This window comes from Streptococcus sp. WB01_FAA12 (genome assembly GCF_012843315.1).
Lineage (GTDB): Bacteria > Bacillota > Bacilli > Lactobacillales > Streptococcaceae > Streptococcus.
Map to the genome: position 1 here is coordinate 136,677 of NZ_JABAEX010000002.1, position 19,163 is coordinate 155,839.

At 33.0% G+C, this 19,163-nt stretch carries 19 protein-coding genes and 1 tRNA gene; 19 read left to right on the forward strand and 1 reads right to left on the reverse strand.

Features of this window, described 5'->3' with window-relative positions; genetic code table 11:
• Window positions 1-8: 8 nt before the first annotated feature.
• Complete coding sequence (locus HF881_RS04985; protein ID WP_169446693.1) at window positions 9-944, reverse strand: bifunctional oligoribonuclease/PAP phosphatase NrnA; 936 nt, start codon at window positions 942-944, stop codon at window positions 9-11.
• Window positions 945-1,047: 103 nt separating this feature from the next.
• On the opposite strand from HF881_RS04985, the gene HF881_RS04990 reads away from it, so the two are divergent.
• From HF881_RS04990 to HF881_RS05080, 19 genes are all read left to right on the forward strand, one after another.
• On the forward strand, window positions 1,048-1,491 hold the full coding sequence (locus HF881_RS04990) for a flavodoxin (protein WP_001162125.1): 444 nt from the start codon (window positions 1,048-1,050) through the stop codon (window positions 1,489-1,491).
• 116 nt (window positions 1,492-1,607) lie between these two features.
• Window positions 1,608-1,874 carry a chorismate mutase gene (locus HF881_RS04995; RefSeq protein ID WP_125847192.1) on the forward strand — a complete coding sequence of 89 codons (267 nt, stop codon included), beginning with the start codon at window positions 1,608-1,610 and terminating at the stop codon, window positions 1,872-1,874.
• On the forward strand, window positions 1,871-2,245 hold the full coding sequence (gene crcB / locus HF881_RS05000; RefSeq protein ID WP_125838294.1) for a fluoride efflux transporter CrcB: 375 nt from the start codon (window positions 1,871-1,873) through the stop codon (window positions 2,243-2,245). Before HF881_RS04995 ends, crcB (HF881_RS05000) begins: the two co-directional genes overlap by 4 nt.
• Window positions 2,239-2,568 carry a fluoride efflux transporter CrcB gene (gene crcB, locus HF881_RS05005; protein ID WP_125454005.1) on the forward strand — a complete coding sequence of 110 codons (330 nt, stop codon included), beginning with the start codon at window positions 2,239-2,241 and terminating at the stop codon, window positions 2,566-2,568. The genes crcB (HF881_RS05000) and crcB (HF881_RS05005) overlap by 7 nt, the downstream gene beginning before the upstream one ends.
• Before the next feature lie 118 nt (window positions 2,569-2,686).
• Window positions 2,687-3,034, forward strand: a complete 348-nt coding sequence (gene rplS / locus HF881_RS05010) for a 50S ribosomal protein L19 (protein ID WP_001068669.1) — start codon at window positions 2,687-2,689, stop codon at window positions 3,032-3,034.
• A 42-nt stretch (window positions 3,035-3,076) separates the two neighbouring features.
• Window positions 3,077-3,148: transfer RNA gene (locus HF881_RS05015), tRNA-Arg, on the forward strand.
• Window positions 3,149-3,630: 482 nt separating this feature from the next.
• Window positions 3,631-5,859, forward strand: coding sequence for a glycosyl hydrolase family 28-related protein (locus HF881_RS05020; RefSeq protein ID WP_125839106.1), 2,229 nt, complete (start codon window positions 3,631-3,633; stop codon window positions 5,857-5,859).
• Window positions 5,846-6,577 carry a protein phosphatase 2C domain-containing protein gene (locus tag HF881_RS05025; protein WP_125449783.1) on the forward strand — a complete coding sequence of 244 codons (732 nt, stop codon included), beginning with the start codon at window positions 5,846-5,848 and terminating at the stop codon, window positions 6,575-6,577. The genes HF881_RS05020 and HF881_RS05025 overlap by 14 nt, the downstream gene beginning before the upstream one ends.
• An 82-nt stretch (window positions 6,578-6,659) precedes the next feature.
• Window positions 6,660-7,298 carry a phosphate uptake regulator PhoU gene (locus HF881_RS05030; protein ID WP_169446694.1) on the forward strand — a complete coding sequence of 213 codons (639 nt, stop codon included), beginning with the start codon at window positions 6,660-6,662 and terminating at the stop codon, window positions 7,296-7,298.
• A gap of 16 nt (window positions 7,299-7,314) precedes the next feature.
• Complete coding sequence (gene galT / locus HF881_RS05035; RefSeq protein WP_125450193.1) at window positions 7,315-8,790, forward strand: UDP-glucose--hexose-1-phosphate uridylyltransferase; 1,476 nt, start codon at window positions 7,315-7,317, stop codon at window positions 8,788-8,790.
• Between the two features lie 12 nt (window positions 8,791-8,802).
• Window positions 8,803-9,816, forward strand: a complete 1,014-nt coding sequence (gene galE, locus HF881_RS05040; protein ID WP_125450192.1) for a UDP-glucose 4-epimerase GalE — start codon at window positions 8,803-8,805, stop codon at window positions 9,814-9,816.
• Window positions 9,817-9,957: 141 nt separating this feature from the next.
• Window positions 9,958-10,614 carry a DUF1868 domain-containing protein gene (locus tag HF881_RS05045; RefSeq protein WP_084973849.1) on the forward strand — a complete coding sequence of 219 codons (657 nt, stop codon included), beginning with the start codon at window positions 9,958-9,960 and terminating at the stop codon, window positions 10,612-10,614.
• Between the two features lie 36 nt (window positions 10,615-10,650).
• Entirely contained in the window at window positions 10,651-11,730 is a 1,080-nt protein-coding gene (locus HF881_RS05050; RefSeq protein ID WP_125450190.1) for an extracellular solute-binding protein, read from the forward strand.
• A 103-nt stretch (window positions 11,731-11,833) separates the two neighbouring features.
• Entirely contained in the window at window positions 11,834-12,844 is a 1,011-nt protein-coding gene (locus HF881_RS05055) for an ABC transporter ATP-binding protein (protein ID WP_084973845.1), read from the forward strand.
• Between the two features lie 11 nt (window positions 12,845-12,855).
• Entirely contained in the window at window positions 12,856-14,547 is a 1,692-nt protein-coding gene (locus tag HF881_RS05060; protein WP_084973843.1) for an iron ABC transporter permease, read from the forward strand.
• A 2-nt stretch (window positions 14,548-14,549) separates the two neighbouring features.
• The gene (locus HF881_RS05065) at window positions 14,550-15,260 is read left to right on the forward strand and encodes an MgtC/SapB family protein (RefSeq protein ID WP_084973841.1); all 711 of its coding nucleotides are present in this window, start codon (window positions 14,550-14,552) and stop codon (window positions 15,258-15,260) included.
• Between the two features lie 94 nt (window positions 15,261-15,354).
• Window positions 15,355-15,717 (forward strand): hypothetical protein, encoded by a 363-nt coding sequence (locus HF881_RS05070; protein WP_125450186.1) that lies wholly within the window; start codon window positions 15,355-15,357, stop codon window positions 15,715-15,717.
• 129 nt (window positions 15,718-15,846) lie between these two features.
• A complete protein-coding gene (locus HF881_RS05075) occupies window positions 15,847-16,848 on the forward strand; it encodes a LacI family DNA-binding transcriptional regulator (protein ID WP_125448222.1) in 1,002 nt (333 codons plus the stop codon).
• A 471-nt stretch (window positions 16,849-17,319) separates the two neighbouring features.
• Window positions 17,320-19,089 carry a DUF4365 domain-containing protein gene (locus HF881_RS05080; protein ID WP_125448223.1) on the forward strand — a complete coding sequence of 590 codons (1,770 nt, stop codon included), beginning with the start codon at window positions 17,320-17,322 and terminating at the stop codon, window positions 19,087-19,089.
• Window positions 19,090-19,163: the final 74 nt, after the last annotated feature.

A 19,163-nucleotide genomic window follows, 5' to 3' on the forward strand; every position in this document is an offset into this window, starting at 1 on the left:
GTATTTTATCAGTTTTTAAGCAAGTTTTTTAATTTTTGGTAGATGATTTCGTTTTCTTCTAGACTATAGGAATTGGCGCCACTGGCTAATGGATGTCCTCCTCCGTCGTGTTCTTTGGCAATTTCATTGATAGGGGTAATTTTACTGCGCATACGCACACGGAAGTGACCATCAGCTTGTTCAACAAAGATAGCCCAAGCCTTAACGGTATCGATTCGACCAGGTGCCCCAACAATCGCTGCTGTTTCAGCATCCGTAACCTTATATTTTTCCAATATGTCTTGAGTAAGCAGAACGCGTGCAGCCCCATTCTCATCAACTTCTAAGTGTTCATAGACAAATCCTTGCAGTTTTGCAATCTTGAAGCTTATGGTATCCATTTGACGAGACAATCCAGCAAAGTCAAAATCAATTTCTCGGAGTTGGCCAGCTATTCTAAAGGTACGAGCACTAGTTGACGGGTAGAGAAAACGCCCTGTGTCCCCGACAATTCCTGCATAGAGAAGTCGTGCCGCTTCGCTAGACAAAGCCAGCTGATTTTCTTGAGCAAATAGGGCAATCATCTCACTGGCACTGCTTGAACTTGTATCGACCCAAGACATGTCACCGTATACATCGTCGTTAGGATGGTGATCGATTTTGATGGTGAAAGCAGCTTGTTCATAGCGTTTATCATCGATACGAGGCCGATTCGCTGTATCACAAATAATAGCAAGAGCACCATGGTAGTCACTATCTTGAACAGTATCCATTTCTGCCATCCAAGTCAAAGTCGGTTCATTATAACCAACAGCTTTGATGGTCTTTTCTGGAAAATGGTGATTGAGCAAGGCTTTCAAACCTACCTGACTTCCCAAGGCATCAGGGTCCGGTTTCATATGACGATGAATGATGATGGTATCGTATTCTTTGATTTTCTCTAAAATTTGCTGACAAATCTCCATAAATAACCTCAATTCTTTCTCATTTCATTGTAGCACAAGAATTTTTATTTTTAAAATGAAAAAGATATGATATAATGGAGAGAGATAAATTGAGGAGGACGATATGGCATTAGCAAAAATTGTATTTGCCAGTATGACCGGTAATACCGAAGAAATTGCAGATATTGTAGCAGATAAATTGCGTGATTTGGGCTTGGATGTCGATGTTGATGAATGTACGACTGTTGACGCTTCAGACTTCTTGGAAGCGGACATCGCTATCGTTGCGACTTACACTTACGGAGATGGAGAATTGCCAGATGAGATGATGGACTTCTATGAAGACCTAGCAGACCTCAACTTGAATGGTAAAATCTACGGAGTGGTCGGTTCAGGTGACACCTTCTACGACGAATTTTGTAAGGCTGTTGATGACTTTGATCGCGTTTTTGTAGCGACAGGAGCAGAAAAAGGTTCAGAGTGTGTTAAAGTTGATCTTTCTGCCGAAGAAGAAGACATCGAACGCTTGGAACAATTCGCAGAAGAATTGGCTGCAAAAGTAGGATAAGAATCAAACTGCGCTGACTGAAAGGAGTCGGTGCGTTTTTTATTAGCTATTTTGGGATTTTACTAGCCTATTTGGTGGCTTTTTGATACAATAATTCAAATAAAGGAGGAGACACTATGGATTTAGATAGTATTCGGCAAGAAATTGATCAAATTGACGATCAAATCGTCAAGCTCCTGGAAGAAAGAATGCATTTAGTTGAAGGGGTTGTCGCTTATAAAAAAGCATCTGGTAAACCAATCTTAGATTCTAAGAGAGAAGAAGTTATTTTTGAAAAAGTCAAAAATCGAGTAGAAGATAAGCGCTATCAGGAGACCATTGTTGAGACTTTTTCAGACATTCTCAAACGTTCGCGTGATTATCAGGATCAAAACATCAAATGAAAAAAGAACAATTTTATCCGCTAGGGATTTTTCTGGCTGCTATGTTGGGAGGTCTTGTCCGCTATCTGGTTTCCACTTGGTTACCAGCTAGTCCAGACTTTCCTTGGGGTACCCTCCTTGTCAACTATCTGGGTATTTTCTACCTGGTCTATCTGGTAAAAGGCTATCTGGCCTATAAGGGAACCAGCAAGGGCTTGGTTTTGGCGCTTGGGACAGGATTTTGTGGTGGCCTGACAACCTTTTCTAGTCTAATGCTTGATGCCGTGAAATTGCTCGATACCGGGCGTTATCTTAGCTTAATTAGCTATCTGCTTTTGAGTATTGGAGGAGGTCTGCTATTGGCTTATATTCTAGGGAGGAAGAAATGGTAATCATCTATCTTGCAATCGCCTGCGGGTTCGGAGCACTGGTGCGTTATTTCTTTTCTCGCTATAATCAATCCTCGAAATTGCCCCTAGGAACTCTCATAGCCAATCTTCTCGGTTGTTTTTTGATTGGCTTGCTCTACAACCATGTGGAGTCCAAGGAAGTCTATGCTATCCTAGCGACAGGTTTCTGTGGTGGGTTGACGACCTTTTCAACCTTGAATGATGAGCTGCAAAGACTACTTAGTGACAAGAAGGTATTTTATAGCTATTTAGTCTTAACCTACATAGGTGGTTTTCTAGCGATTTTTTTAGGAATTCTGCTATAAATTTCTTTACTTTTATGTGGAAATTTGGTAAACTGTATCTTGTGTGTAATGGACGCACAAAAATACAGTTTATCCGCTGAGGAAGGTTCCTCAAGATTGACAAAGATAGGAGAATAAAATGAATCCATTAATCCAAAGCTTGACTGAAGGTCAACTTCGTACAGATATCCCATCATTCCGTCCTGGTGACACTGTTCGTGTACATGCGAAAGTTGTCGAAGGTAACCGTGAACGTATCCAGATTTTTGAAGGTGTTGTTATCGCACGTAAAGGTGCTGGCATCTCAGAAAACTACACAGTTCGTAAAATCTCTAACGGTGTAGGTGTTGAGCGTATCTTCCCAATCCACACTCCACGTGTTGAAAAGATCGAAGTTGTTCGTTACGGTAAAGTACGTCGTGCGAAATTGTACTACTTGCGTGCACTTCAAGGTAAGGCAGCTCGTATCAAAGAAATCCGTCGTTAATTCGACTAAAAAACTCTGCTTACCTAGCAGAGTTTTTCTCTAGCTCCCTTAGTTCAATGGATATAACAACTCCCTCCTAAGGAGTAGTTGCAGGTTCGATTCCTGCAGGGGGCATTTTAAGTAATGCAAAGAAAAGCAAAGAATATGCAAAGTGTTTATTTTAAGGCAATCATCACAAGTTAATTTTTAAAAATAATTTAGTATTTTTTGTTTTTTTGACCAAATCATGACCAAATTTTGACCAAAATTAAATTTTTAGAAATTAATATAAAGTAAAGTAGATCAAGAAATTGGTCTATTTTTTGTGAAACAGTATTAAGAGTTATTAAAAAATATTTTATCATTTTCACTATGAAATTGTTCTGTCCATTTAAAAATGTTGGAAGAGACTAAATAATATTTTTGGTTTATAGAACAGATATAAAGTTTTAAATATGATTACGCTTTAAAAAAATGTTGTATTTTATTGTGTTATCCCTTGACAATTTTATTTAGAAAATATATGATAAGAATAATGACAGCGGTGTCATTTTGTCTGATGTAAAAAAATTTAGTGATACATAGTAAAAAAACAATAAAAAATTTGGAGGTGTTTTATGAAGCATTTTGTTCACAATGAGGTTTTTAGTATTCGGAAACTTAAGGTTGGATTGTGCTCTGTTTTGGTAGCGGTTTCATTCTTGGGGGTACAAAGTGTTTTTGCTGATGAAGTTATTACAAGTACTTCACAGATATCTATAAATAAGCTTTCTACTTCAACCACCAATAGTTTAGAAAGCTCATCAACTAATAATTATGATAAACCTACTGGGATTGACTCTTCTACTTCACAATTAACCGATAGTAATGTTGATTCTCCTTTGACACCTAATAAAGAATATAAAGAAGATGGGGTAAATACTGGAACTTTTGAAGATGAAATGAAAGATTCTCCTCTTGTTTCTAATAGTGACCTTTCTACTTCAACTATCAAAACTTTAGAAGGTTCCTTAACTAGTAAACATGACAGTTTGACTGATTTTATTAGTACTTATTCAAAGTCAGTTAGTTCTGAGAACGAAGTTGCAGATACCTCTAATAGTAATGAAGTGCGAGAGAGTAACACTGCCTTAGAAAAAGGAATTGAAGTTTCGGCTTTAAATGTAAAAGATTATGGTGCAGTAGGCGATGGGGTTAATGATGACAGACAAGCAATTCAAGATACAATAGATGCAGCTGCTAAAGGATTAGGTGGAGGAAAAGTATATTTTCCTGAGGGAACTTATTTAGTTAAAGAAATTGTCTTTTTGAGAAGTCATACACACATAGAAGTACATGAAAAAGCTACAATATTAAATGGTATCAATATCAAAAATCATCCTTCTATTGTATTCATGACAGGTTTATTCACTGATGATGGAGATCAAGTTGAGTGGGAACCAACCGAAGATATCAGTTACTCTGGTGGAACAATTGATATGAACGGAGCTTTGAATGAAGAGAGGACAAAAGCTAAGAATCTTCCTTTGATCAATTCTTCAGGAGCCTTTGCTATAGGAAATTCAAAAAACGTAACAATAAGTAATGTAACCTTTAAAGATAGCTATCAGGGACATGCCATTCAAATTGCAGGTTCAAAAAATGTACTAGTAGACAACTCTCGGTTTTTGGGACAAGCTCTCCCTAAGACTATGAAGGATGGTCAGATCATCAGTAAGGAGTCTATTCAAATAGAGCCATTAACCAGAAAAGGCTTTCCATATGCATTAAATGATAATGGTCAAAAATCTGAAAATGTAACAATTCAAAATTCTTATTTTGGTAAAAGTGAAAAATCAGGTGAATTAGTAACTGCAATTGGGACACATTATCAAACTGCAACAACTGAAAATCCTTCAAATATTAAAATTCTAAATAATCATTTTGATAATATGATGTATGCGGGTATTCGCTTTACAGGATTTACTGATATTTTAATAAAAGGAAATAGGTTTGATAAGAAAACTAAAGAGGAAAGTGTACACTATCGTGAAAATGGTGCTGCTTTAGTTAATGCTTATAGTTATAAAAATGTTAAAGATATATTAGATTTGAATAAACATGTGACTATTACTGGAAATGTATTTAATATTGCTGATTCTAACACTAAAGCAATACGAATTGCAAAAGATAGTGCAGATTATCTTGGAAAAGTAACTGATATTACTGTAACAAAGAATATCATTCGTAATAATTCGAAAAATACTGAACAGCCAAATATTGAAATGTTAAGAGTCAGCGACAATTTGGTAGTGTCTGATAATATCATTTCAGGAGGTAAAGACGGAATCGTAATTGAAGAATCCGCTGGAAGTATCACTGTCTTAAATAACCAACTTTCCAATTTAACAGGAAATCATGTTTCTTTACTTAAAACTGATTTTAATGGGACCAGTTCAGACACAAATAATAGTGTCGGTGATTTTAATATTATAACTGAGAATGAAAGTTATAAAATCTTTTCGCAAAATTCAGGTAATCATTCAGATAACCACTCAGATAAGCATGCAGAGGAAATAAAACCTGTAGCTGAAAACAAAAATAGTTTAGCTAATAATTACTCAGTAAATAGTGTAGATGATAAAATTGAAAAATCAAATCATGATTCAGGTAATGTAGTAACAGGAGAAATTTCACAAAAACAATATGACGTAACTAATGTTAGTGAAGTAGTTAAGACAAAAAATAATCAACATGCATTACCAAAAACTGGATTAAATAAAATGGTTGAGTTGCTTTTAACTATTATTGGAATTTGCCTTCTATTTGGACAACGGAGTTTTAAACGTCATTATGAAGATAGATAGAATATGCTCAATACAAGGTAGCACTATAGAGAACGAAGATAGCGTAGGTTACAAAAATCAATATTTCTGGATTATAGATGGAGCAACAGATTTATTTAATTCAAAAGACTCTATAGGTTATTCAGTTTCAGAAGTATCTCACCTTATTTCTGAATGTCTCAAGCAGTATTGTGACGATTCGTTATCATTGAAGAAAATTTTCGAGCTTGTTTTGGATGATGTTAGAAAAATAATAGAGATAGATCAGTGTGAGTTTGATGATTATTACCAGTTACCAACTTTTGCCTTTATTTTTGCGAAATTATCTGGTTTAAAATTAGAATACATAATGATTGGCGATTGTGTTATGATAGTCAACAATCAAACTATTACAGACCATAGAGTAGATTGCCTTTTTGAACAAGGAAAATTTTCAATCAAATCTAATGATGAAGTTGATAAAAAGACTATATTACAAAATATTAGGAAGCTAGCTAATAAACCAGATGGATATTGGATAGGTTCACTAGACAAAAGTAGTATAAATCATGTTATCAATGGTAGTTTGGAAGTAACTAGTGATCATATTGTTTTAATGACTGATGGTTTTTACGATTTTTATACTCAAAATTCAGGCTACAATTTTGGAGAGTTAATTGAAATGAGAAAAGAATCTACAAATATTGATCCTATTTATGGTAAAAAAGATGATGCAAGTATTTTGATAATTGATGTTTAAAATAATTTCATCATATGATGAACTATAAAGACAGTTATCTATACGAGTTCTTTATAGTGCAATTGATTATTGAGGTTAGATAATGTTGAGAAAGCATTTTGACAATGAAATTATTGAGTTGTCTAATAATCTAGAAGATATATGGATTTCTATAATAAAAAAATATGAAATGATATTTGATGATTTAACTGAAGTTCAAAAACAAAGTATTATAGATAATGATTTAGTTATTAATGAAGCAGTTGTTACAATAGATATGAAAGGTATTGAACTCATCTGTTTACAACATCCTGTTTCTGTTGATTTGAGAAAAATTATAACTATAGTAAAATTATCCACAGATATTGAACGTATTGGTGATCGAATCATTGAAATAGTTAAGAATTTAAAAAATATTCATACAATGCATGAATGGGGACCATTATTTTATGAAATGCTAAAAATACATTTTATTCTAGGGGATCACTTAAAGAAAACTCTAACATGGTATAAGAATAGAAACTATGAACCTGACGTATATGACTATAATAAAAAATGTAAGTTGATATCTGGTCTATGTCAAAAACTAGGAGACAAAGTAGTAGAGAACTTTCTTATTGAATCCTCAAATGTTGATGAAGCTATTGTATTTTTAGAAGTTATTAATATTCTTGATAAGATGTCCCATACAACAAAATCTATTTATAAATGGTTAGATTATCAGGAAATTGGAGTATTATAGTTAAAGAGGAGTATATATGCAGACAATAGTAGATAATTTTGCTAATAAAGTTATTGAATATGGAATTTATAAATCGATGGACCAAATATATATAAAAAATAGAATATTGGCTTTAATCGGTGAAGAAGGAACTGATAAGATTTCAAATGATAGTGATCTTAAAAAATTAAAAGACAATTTAGTAGAAATAGCTTTAAAGAACGGTAAAATTGCTGATTTAGCTGAGGCAAAGGAATGTTTAGGTGCAGAGCTGATGAATTTTATCGTTCCATTACCAAGTCGCCTTAATGATATTTTTTGGAGTTCATATGATGTTTCGCCACAGGAAGCAGTTGAAGAGTTCTATCAGTTAAGTAAAGATAGCGACTATATTAAATTGTCAGCTATCGCTAAAAATATAGCTTTTCATACTGAAACTAATTATGGTTCACTTGAAATTACAATCAATTTATCAAAACCGGAAAAAGATCCGAAAACAATCGCAGCAGAGAAATTGGTAAAGTCATCTAATTATCCAAAATGTTTACTTTGTATGGAAAATGAAGGTTATCAGGGGAGAATAAATTATCCAGCACGTGCTAATCATAGAATTATTCGGTTGGAACTGGGAGACGAAGTATGGGGTTTCCAGTATTCCCCATACTCATATTTTAATGAGCATGCGATATTCTTGAATAGTCAACATGTACCAATGGCTATTACGTCCAAAACATTTGAACAATTATTGGAGATTGTTGATATTTTACCAGGATATTTTGCTGGTTCAAATTCTGATCTTCCTATCTCAGGAGGTTCTATTCTTAGTCATAATCACTACCAGGGAGGAAAACATATTTTCCCAATGGAAAAAGCAAAAATTGAGAGAGAATTTCTTTTTAAAGACTTTGAGGATGTTAAAGCAGGTATTGTAAAATGGCCGATGTCAGTGATTAGGCTACAAGGTGAAAATAAAAATCGTTTGGTAGAATTAGCTACTAAAATCCTAAATATCTGGAGAGAATATTCAGATTTAGAAGTAGACATCATTGCTAAGACTGAAGATATTCCACACCATACGGTGACTCCTATTGCTCGTAAAGTGGATGGAAGATATGAATTGGATATTGTTCTGAGAGATAACCATACTACTAAACAATACCCAGATGGTGTTTACCACCCTCATCAAGATGTACAACATATTAAAAAGGAAAATATCGGGTTAATCGAAGTGATGGGACTTGCGATTTTACCACCTCGTTTGAAAACAGAGTTAGAAGAAGTTGAAAAATATCTTTTAGGAGAAAAAAATTCAATTGCAAACTATCATTTAGAATGGGCTGACCAATTGAAAGAAAAATATCCTAATATTAAAAAAGAAGAGGTTAATCGCGTAGTTCAACACGAAGTAGGACAAGTATTTGCGAGAGTTCTCGAAGATGCTGGCGTTTATAAGAATACTCCGTTTGGACATGAAGCGTTTATGAGATTTGTTAAGTCGGTTGGAATTAGTTAGGAGGAACCCCAAATGGCAATATTGGTGACAGGCGGAGCTGGTTATATTGGTAGCCATACCGTAGTAGAATTATTAAATTTAGGGAAGGAAGTCGTAATTGTCGATAACCTTTCGAACTCTAGCATCTTGGTATTAGATCGGATTGAAGCAATTACTGGGAAACGTCCTGCGTTTTACGAATTAGATGTTTGTGATAAACAAGGATTGAGAAAAGTTTTTGAACAAGAATCTATTGAGGCTGCAATTCATTTTGCAGGATACAAAGCTGTCGGAGAATCCGTGCAAAAGCCTGTGATGTACTACGAAAATAATATTATGAGCACATTAGCTCTTGTTGAAGTGATGTCAGAGTTTAAAGTTAAGAAGATTGTATTTTCATCGAGTGCGACTGTATACGGCATTCACAATCAATCACCCCTCATTGAGACAATGCCGACAAGTGCAACAAACCCTTATGGGTACACCAAAGTGATGCTTGAACAAATTTTAAAAGATGTTCATGTAGCAGATTCAGAGTGGAGTATTGCATTGCTTCGTTATTTTAATCCGATCGGGGCTCATGAGTCTGGGCTTATTGGTGAAGACCCCTCTGGAATTCCCAACAACTTGATGCCTTTTATTGCACAAGTAGCTGTAGGCAAGCGATCAGAGCTAAGTGTTTTTGGAGATGATTATGATACGGTAGATGGTACTGGTGTTCGCGATTATATCCATGTAGTGGATTTAGCGATAGGGCATATAAAAGCTTTAGAAAAAGTATCCGAAAAAACAGATGTTTATATTTATAACCTGGGCTCAGGAGAGGGAACTAGTGTATTACAACTTGTAAATACATTTGAAAGTGTCAATAAGGTTCCAATTCCTTATAAAATTGTTCCAAGACGATCAGGAGACGTTGCGACTTGTTATGCAAATGCAGACAAAGCGTATAAGGAGTTAAATTGGAAGACTACGAAAACGGTTGAAGATATGTGTAGAGATACATGGAATTGGCAATCCAAAAATCCTAATGGATACAATAAATAATAAAGCACAATAGTCTTGTGATATGTATATATAAAAAAAATCAAAAAAAAATTATGAAAGCGCTTGACAAAGTAATCGTTTACATTGTATAATGTAAACATGAATGACACCGATGTCAAAAATAAAAAAGAAGGTCTTTTTATGAAAAACTTAACAAAAATTAAGTTCAAAGAGAACGGGGAATTTAATCATTTCCCAGGGAATACAGTTGTTGCAAATCTTTATACTAATTCAGATTTGATGGAAGTTGTTGATATCATTCAATCACGTTATAGAGAGTTGCCATTTATAGATAAATTTACATTAACTCCAAGAGATTCTATTCATATGACAGTAATAGAGTTACTTTGTCACGAAAATCGTGAGTCTGAATTTTGGAGTAGTCATCTACCACTAGATACACCATTACAAGAAATTCATGATTACTTTGCTAAGCAACTAGAAATCTTCCCATTACTCAACGAAGATATTCATATGCGAGTTACTGAAATGGGCAATCAAAACATTTTAGTTGAACCAGCAGATGAAAAATCAGCTAAACGATTAGAAGAAATTAGAACGTATGTTTCAGAAAAAGCAGGTGTTCGATTCCCTAATCATGATCGCTATCAATTCCATATCTCAATTGGATATCTTCGAGTTCCATTAACGGAAGATGAAAATGAAGAGTTTACAAAGGTGAAAAAGGAATTAACAAAAGTTCTACTTGAAAAGATTCCTGTAATTACTGTAAATCGTATTGATTATACAGTATTTGAAGATATGAGACGATTTGTTCCATATTGTGAAAAATTTTAAAAAAAATTATTATTAAAAATATAAAGGAGTTTTCATATGAAAAAATCTAAATTGTTATCGCTTTTAGCTGCAGGGGTTGCGGTTACAACATTGGCAGCATGTTCAGGTGGTTCAAATAATTCATCAAATTCTTCGAGCGATACACCTCAATCAGAAGAAAAAGCTGATAAGAGCCAAGAATTAGTAATTTATTCTAACTCTGTTTCAAACGGACGTGGAGATTGGCTAACTGCTAAAGCAAAAGAAGCTGGTTTCAATATTAAAATGGTTGATATCCCTGGCGCTCAATTAGCAGACCGTGTTATTGCTGAGAAGAATAATGCAGTTGCAGATATGGTATTTGGAATTGGTGCTGTTGATTCAAATAAAATTAGAGATCAAAAATTACTAGTACAGTACAAGCCTAAATGGTTAGATAAAATTGATCAATCTTTATCAGATAAAGATAATTATTATAATCCTGTGATTGTTCAACCATTAGTTTTAATTGGGGCGCCTGATGTAAAAGAAATGCCTAAAGATTGGACTGAGTTAGGTAGCAAGTATAAAGGTAAATATTCAATTTCTGGGCTCTCAGGTGGAACAGGGCGTGCTATCTTGGCAAGTATCCTTGTTCGTTATCTAGATGATAAAGGAGAATTGGGTGTTTCTGAAAAAGGTTGGCAAGCAGCTAAAGAATATTTGGAAAATGCGTACACTCTTCAAAAGGGTGAAAGTTCAATTGTTAAAATGTTGGATAAGGATGACCCAATCCAGTATGGAATGATGTGGGGTTCTGGTGCATTAGTTGGACAGAAAGAACAAAATGTTGTATTTAAAGTAATGTCTCCTGAAATTGGTGTCCCGTTTGTAACTGAACAAACAATGATTTTGAATACTAGTAAGAAACAAGCTTTAGCTAAAGAATTTATTGATTGGTTTGGTCAAACAGAAATTCAAGTAGAGTATAGCAAAAACTTTGGTTCTATTCCTGCAAATACTGAGGCAGTGAAAGAGTTACCAGAAGCAACTAAGAAATTTGTTGATCAAGTGAAACCACAAAGTATTGATTGGGAAGCTGTTGGAAAACATTTGGACGAATGGGTCGAAAAAGCTGAACTTGAATATGTAAAATAGGACATAAGTGTAATTTTTAAAATTCCAAGTCTCTCTAATGTTTCTGCACATACAAAAGAAATTAAGAGGGACTTTTTATATATTAGTAAAGGAAGTTAATAATATGATTAAATTTGATAATATTCAAATTAAATATGGTGATTTTATCGCGATTGATAATCTTAATTTAGATATTCAGGAAGGAGAATTCTTTACCTTTCTAGGACCTTCTGGATGTGGTAAATCAACAACTTTGAGAGCTTTGGTAGGTTTTCTAGACCCTTCATCTGGAAGTATTGAGGTTAATGGCACAGATGTTACGCACTTGGAGCCTGAAAAACGTGGAATCGGGATCGTATTCCAATCTTACGCACTATTTCCAACAATGACAGTTTTTGATAATATTGCATTTGGTTTAAAAGTTAAAAAAGTTGCTCCAGATGTTATTAAAGCCAAGGTTTCTGCAGTGGCTGCTAAAATTAAGATTTCAGATCAACAATTGCAACGTAACGTTTCAGAATTATCTGGAGGACAACAGCAGCGTGTAGCTTTAGCTCGTGCTCTTGTTTTGGAACCTAAAATCCTATGTTTGGATGAACCCTTGTCAAACCTAGATGCAAAATTACGTGTGGATTTGAGAAAAGAGTTGAAACGTCTTCAAAAAGAATTGGGAATTACAACTCTATATGTTACACATGACCAAGAGGAAGCGTTAACGCTATCTGATAGGATTGCTGTTTTTAATAATGGTTTTATTGAACAAGTGGGGACACCAGTAGAAATTTATCATAATTCTCAAACAGAATTTGTATGTGATTTCATTGGAGACATTAACGTACTTACAGATGAAACTGTTCACGGAATTCTTCTAAATAATGCTCATGTTTTTTTGGAAGATAAAAAAGGTTACATTCGTTTAGAAAAAGTTCGCTTCAAACGTGAAACGGATCAGGATTTTGTCTTAAAAGGTTCAATTATTGATGTTGAATTTTCAGGAGTTACAATTCACTATACTGTTCAGGTATCTGAAAACCAAATTCTTAATGTAACAAGTATCGATAGTCAGTCAGCTATTAGATCTGTCGGAGAAAGTGTGGAATTATTTATCACACCATCAGACGTTCTGCAATTTTAAGGAGGGGCAGTATGCGTCATAAATTAAATTGGAAAGATTGGCTCATTCGTTTAGGCTTAATCTGGTTCTTGGTAACTTTCATCATTTATCCAAACTTTGATTTAGTAGTTAATGTATTTGTGAAAGGTGGGGAGTTTTCACTTGATGTCGTACAACGAGCTTTTAAATCTCAACGTGCGATTCAGAGTATTTTTAACAGTTTCAAGTTAGCATTCTCACTAATTATAACTGTTAATGTTGTTGGTGTACTTTGTGTATTGTTTACAGAATATTTTGATATTAAAGGAGCTAAAATATTAAAACTAGGATACATGACGTCACTAATCTACGGTGGAGTAGTTTTGGCTACTGGTTATAAATTCGTTTATGGACCATATGGAATGATTACCAAATTTTTACAAAGTATTATTCCATCTTTAGATCCTAACTGGTTTATTGGTTATGGTGCAGTTCTATTTATTATGACATTTTCTGGTACTGCTAATCACACCTTATTCCTAACTAATACAATTCGAAGTGTAGACTATCATACTATTGAAGCTGCACGTAATATGGGTGCCAAACCATTTACAGTGTTTAGAAAAGTAGTATTGCCAACTCTAATTCCTACTTTATTCGCTCTTACAATTATGGTTTTTCTAAGTGGGTTATCAGCAGTAGCAGCACCTATGATTGTTGGTGGGAAAGAATTCCAAACTATTAACCCAATGATCATAACATTTGCTGGAATGGGAAATTCTCGTGACTTAGCCGCCTTTCTAGCAATTATTTTGGGTATTGCCACTACGATTTTGCTTACTATTATGAACAAGATCGAAAAAGGCGGAAATTATATTTCTATTTCTAAAACGAAAGCACCTTTGAAAAAACAAAAAATCACATCTAAACCATGGAATATCATTGCACATATTGTTGCTTATGCTTTGTTCACTGTTTTCATGTTACCATTGATTTTCATTGTATTGTATTCATTTACTGACCCAGTTGCAATACAGTCAGGAAACTTATCATTATCAAACTTTACTCTTGATAATTACAGATTGTTCTTTAGTAATAGTGTTGCGTTTTCTCCATTCCTAGTCAGCTTTATATATTCTATCATTGCAGCAACTACTGCAACAGTTCTTGCTGTTGTGTTTGCGCGAGTAGTTCGTAAACATAAAACTCGATTTGATTTCTTGTTCGAATACGGAGCTCTTCTTCCTTGGCTATTACCAAGTACACTTCTAGCAGTTAGTTTATTGTTCACTTTCAACCAACCTCAACTTTTAGTCTTTAACCAGATTCTAGTTGGTAGTTTAGTAATTTTGCTAATCGCTTATATTGTTGTAAAAATTCCATTCTCTTATAGAATGGTACGTGCAATCTTATTTAGTGTTGATGATGAGATGGAGGATGCTGCTAGAAGTATGGGGGCTTCACCATTTTACACAATGATGAAGGTTATTATTCCTTTCATCTTGCCGGTAGTTCTTTCTGTTATCGCACTCAACTTTAACTCTTTATTGACCGATTTCGATTTATCTGTATTCCTTTATCATCCATTGGCTCAACCATTAGGTATTACGATTCGTTCTGCAGGTGATGAAACAGCAACATCTAATGCACAAGCTCTTGTATTTGTTTATACAATTGTTCTAATGATTATTTCAGGAACTGTATTGTACTTCACACAGAGACCGCGTGGTAAGAAAAGGAAATAGTAATGCAATCATCCAGCATTGGACTATCATACATTGAAATTATTATTAGAGTCGTGTTATCTTTGGTCATTGGAAGTATTATTGGCTTAGAAAGAGGAAGTAAATCTCAACCAGCAGGTATTCGTACACATAGTATCGTTTGTATGGCTGCTTGTTTGATTATGATGACTAATGAATTTGTATCTTATAAGTTTGGAACAGGAGATCCGACACGTTTAGGTGCTCAAGTTATTTCTGGTGTTGGTTTTCTTGGAGCTGGAACAATTCTTATCACAGATAAAAAGAAGGTTACTGGTCTGACAACTGCAGCAGGAATCTGGGCTTCTGCAGGAATAGGTTTAGCTATTGGAGTAGGTTTTTATGAAGGTGCTCTGTTAGTAGCTATTTCTGTGTGGAGTGTGATTTCTATGTTTCAGCCTTTAAAAAAATATCTTCAAAGTCGTTCAAAAGTTATTGAATTATATATTGTAGTTAAATCTACTGAGGCATATAATCGAGTATTAGTTTATTGTGCAGAAAATGGAATTCGATTGAATGATTCAAGAACTGCTTTTGGAGATGTTAATTCTGAAAGAATTGAATATTTTGATGTTCCAGACAAAAGAATAGCATCATTTATGACTCTAGAACTTTCAGGTAAGTTTGAACATCTTAAACTAATGGAAGAAATAGCAAATATTGTTGGTGTTATTTATGTCGAAGAAGTTAGTTGATATAGAATAAACAAAGGGGCAGTTATTCTTGTCCCTTTGTTTTTTAGGTGATAATTGACTCGAAATTATTTGCAAAGTATAAGGATAAACATAAATGAAGGTATATAATATTAATTTTGACTGTGGAAGAATAACGTATTTTGAATATAATTCTTTAGTGCAAGTATATAGATTTCATTCTTTTTATGATATTTGTGAAATTGTATTTTCGTCTTCTTTACCAGCTGATGATATATTAGCAAAAGTTATTGTTAAGGAAAAGATTATTCCGATCTTAGACTGCTATGTCCAAATGTTATTAGATACTTTTATAGTTTCAATGGATTTTACCGAAAATGATTTTTTATATTTTCGTGGTAAGTTATTTTCATACAAGTTTATCAGTTGTGAAGTAGAAAAAATTGTAAAGAATAAAGATTTTAATTGTCAATGTTATTTTTTTGAATCGGAAGAATAGAGTATAAAATAGAAAATTTTGAAATTAAAGTTTTTGTTAAGATACATTAAAATATTTTACTAAATTCTCTTGTTAAAAAAAGTAAATATTGTATAATAAAATTAGATAAATCATAAATGGAGGACTAAAGTGAAAAATTTAAACGATAAAAAGGTAACTATTTATGATATTGCGCATTTATCAGGTTTTTCTCCAAAAACTGTTTCACGTGTTATTAACGGTGGTGAAAAGGTAAAAGAAGAAACTTATCGAGCTATTCAAAAAGTCATTGATGAGTTGTCGTATGTTCCAAATGCATATGCAAAAAATTTGACTAAGAAAGAAACTACAAACATTTTGATTTCCGTTAAAAAGATTGATTCTTTTCCCTTGATTTGGTTTCAAACTTTACTAGATAGAGTTCTACAAACTTGTAAAGAGTTTGGTGTAAACGCTATTGTTGAATACTTTGGTGAAGAAGATACGATTAGGAATTCAATAATTTCAAGTACAGGAAGCTTAATAGATGGAGTAATAGTATTTTATGAAAGTAAAGACGATATTCGGATTAATTATTTACAGAAGAATAATATGCCTTTTATAGTTTTTGGAGAATCTCGAACACCTGATGTTGTTTATGTATCTAATAACAATTTTCAAGCAACTTATGATATGATGGAATTAGTAACAAAAGAGAATATTAAAAGTATGTTGTTACTTATGGGAGGGGAATCTCTTGTTAATAAGGATCGTGAAAAAGGTATTCGTACTTTTCTGACTGATAAAAATTATTTAATGGATTTGCAAGTTATTTATGGTTTAACTACAATTGATTCAGTTTATTCATATGCTATAAATAATTTATCTAATCAAAATCATCCGGATATGATATTTGTTTCAGGGGATGAGAAGGTTCAAGGGCTGATTCGTGCGTGCTATGAGAAGGGGATTACCATTCCTGATGATATTTCAATAATTGGATTCGATAATATTCCTATTTCGCAATATTATACTCCAGCTCTGTCTACTATTTCTCCTAATTATGCTATGTTAGCCCAAAAAATGATAGAAGGTGTTTTAGCAATTATTAAAGGGGAAAGTGTCACATCTGTTGAAGTTTCTCCTAAATTTGTTAGGAGACAGAGTTTCTAGTATTGTTTAATTCTTGAAAATCCTAGTGGAAAAGATGGAGTGTTCTAAAATAAGTTCTGTTTAGCCTCCATTTAGTTTCTAATGAGTTGTTTAGTCGCTTTTCATTATAGATGATATGGGACTTTTTTCTACAACAAAATAGGCTCCATAATATCCATAGGGGGCATTTTTAGAAATGTAAAGAAAAAAAAGAAAATTCAAAGTGTTTGTTTATAGGCAATCATCACAAGTTAGTTTTTTTAAATAAGTTAGTATTTTTGGAATTTTTGACCAAAGTGTGACCAAAAGTCAATGAATATAGAATAAAGTAGATCAGGAAACTGGTCTATTTATTTTGTAATTATTAATGAACAGTATTTTTTAAGTTTATAATATTCAGTTTAAGTTAAATAGTTGTAATTATAGTATATAAGTTTTTCTTTGTTAATGTTATAATATAAAGTATATAGAGCTATTTTTCGAGGTGCGGATTTGGCAAATAATAAAAAAATTGAGACATTAGGTGTTTCATATCTGTCGACATTTATAGATAAGCATGAGTTACTTCAATCTTATTTTGATAGAAATGATAAAACTCCAGTGTGGGATGGAGAAATTCATGTTCTTAAATCATCGAGTGAGAAGAAAGACGAAATATTAGGTAAAGTACCTGTTCAGATTAAAACCACTAGACAGAAAAAAGATGTGTTAAAATCCTTTCCATTAGATGCTAGAGATTTAGAATTATATAAATCAAATGGCGGCGTAGTTTTATTTGTAGTTTGGTTGAGTGAGAATAATGACTTACGAGAAATCTATTATAAATCATTGCCTCCTTTTTCTATAAAAGATTTGCTCAAAAAAAGTAAATTAAAAAATAAATCTACAAATAGTAAGAAACTGTCCATACAGATATTTAAACTAGATGAAAAAAAGATGTATCCAATGTTAGTGGATTTTATAAATAATAGTCAGAGACAGTATAGCTTCATAAATACTGATGGTATCTCAGTTGAAGATATCTCTGACGATAATAATCTTAAATTCTATTTTTATGGACAAGGAAAAGGAGAGATATTTAACTATCAGAAAGAACACGATCTCTTCATTTATTATAAAGATCCTTTAACTGGTATTGAAATACCACTTGAAAATACAATAAAGGTTGTCGAAACTTACGAGGAAACTGATTTAATTATTACAATTGGAGATTTTACTTTTCAAGATGTAAAAAGACATCGATTCCCTGATGGGAGTGTACAACTACATTTTGGTGAATGCTTTAAAATGTCCTTTGATGTAAATAAAAAAATATTTAAATTTAATTATACAAGGTCTAATATGCTCTCAAAAGCCATGGAGTGTACGGAGGTACTTCAAGAGCTAGGAAGAGTAGGATATTTCAATCTCAATGGAAATAAAATAGAACTAGATAATCAGTCAATATCGGATATTACTTCACGGAATTTAGATAGCGATATAAAGGATTTGAGACAGATTTCTAACTTCTTGGAAAATATGGGTGTACAAAAGGATCTTGATCTAAACTACTTTGATAAACAATCTCAAAAAAATCTAAATATCCTTAATTCAGGTCTTGTTCTAAAGAAGAAGGTTGCCTTAGATTATAATGAATCTAAATTACTTCATCTAAGAATTGCTAATATCCATATTATTGCCTTATATAATTTTACAATAGATAAGAACGGAACTATGATTGATATCTTTACTGAAATTCCCTGGTGTAGGAGAGGTGAGGGTAAAGATTCTTCAGATATTTCAATTTTTGAAGTTTTTGAACCTAACGATTGGCTAAAAATAGATAATTGTAATTTTGATTCGGTTATTGCCTCATATCAAAGATTAGTTGATAATGACTTGAAATTTGAAGATGCTAATAACACTATTATAAAAATAGTTATTGCTGCTGACATGGCAGAAGATGTTTCTAGAAGAGAGTTATTGCTTAATTGGGCACAATGTCTTTCTAATTGGAACTTAAAATACTCCCAAAATAGTGAGATAGCTATAATAAATGACCTTCAAATAAAATCTAGAGTTCGTAAATTAAACAGCAAAGAAATGGAGATTCTAAGCAATATTTTAGTAAATAGTAATGATAACTATGAACTTTGTTTCGGTTCATCAGTGTTATTGAAATCGAAACCGCAAGCTGATTTGTTTTGGAATAAACTGGATAACGAGACAAAAGAAAGATATAAAGACTTTCCTATTTATACTTTGTATATGAAATTATCGTAAAATTAAAAGAGATTATAAAGAGATAAAATATGGAAATAAAGAGGGTGATTTATTATAATTCAGTACCACAATTA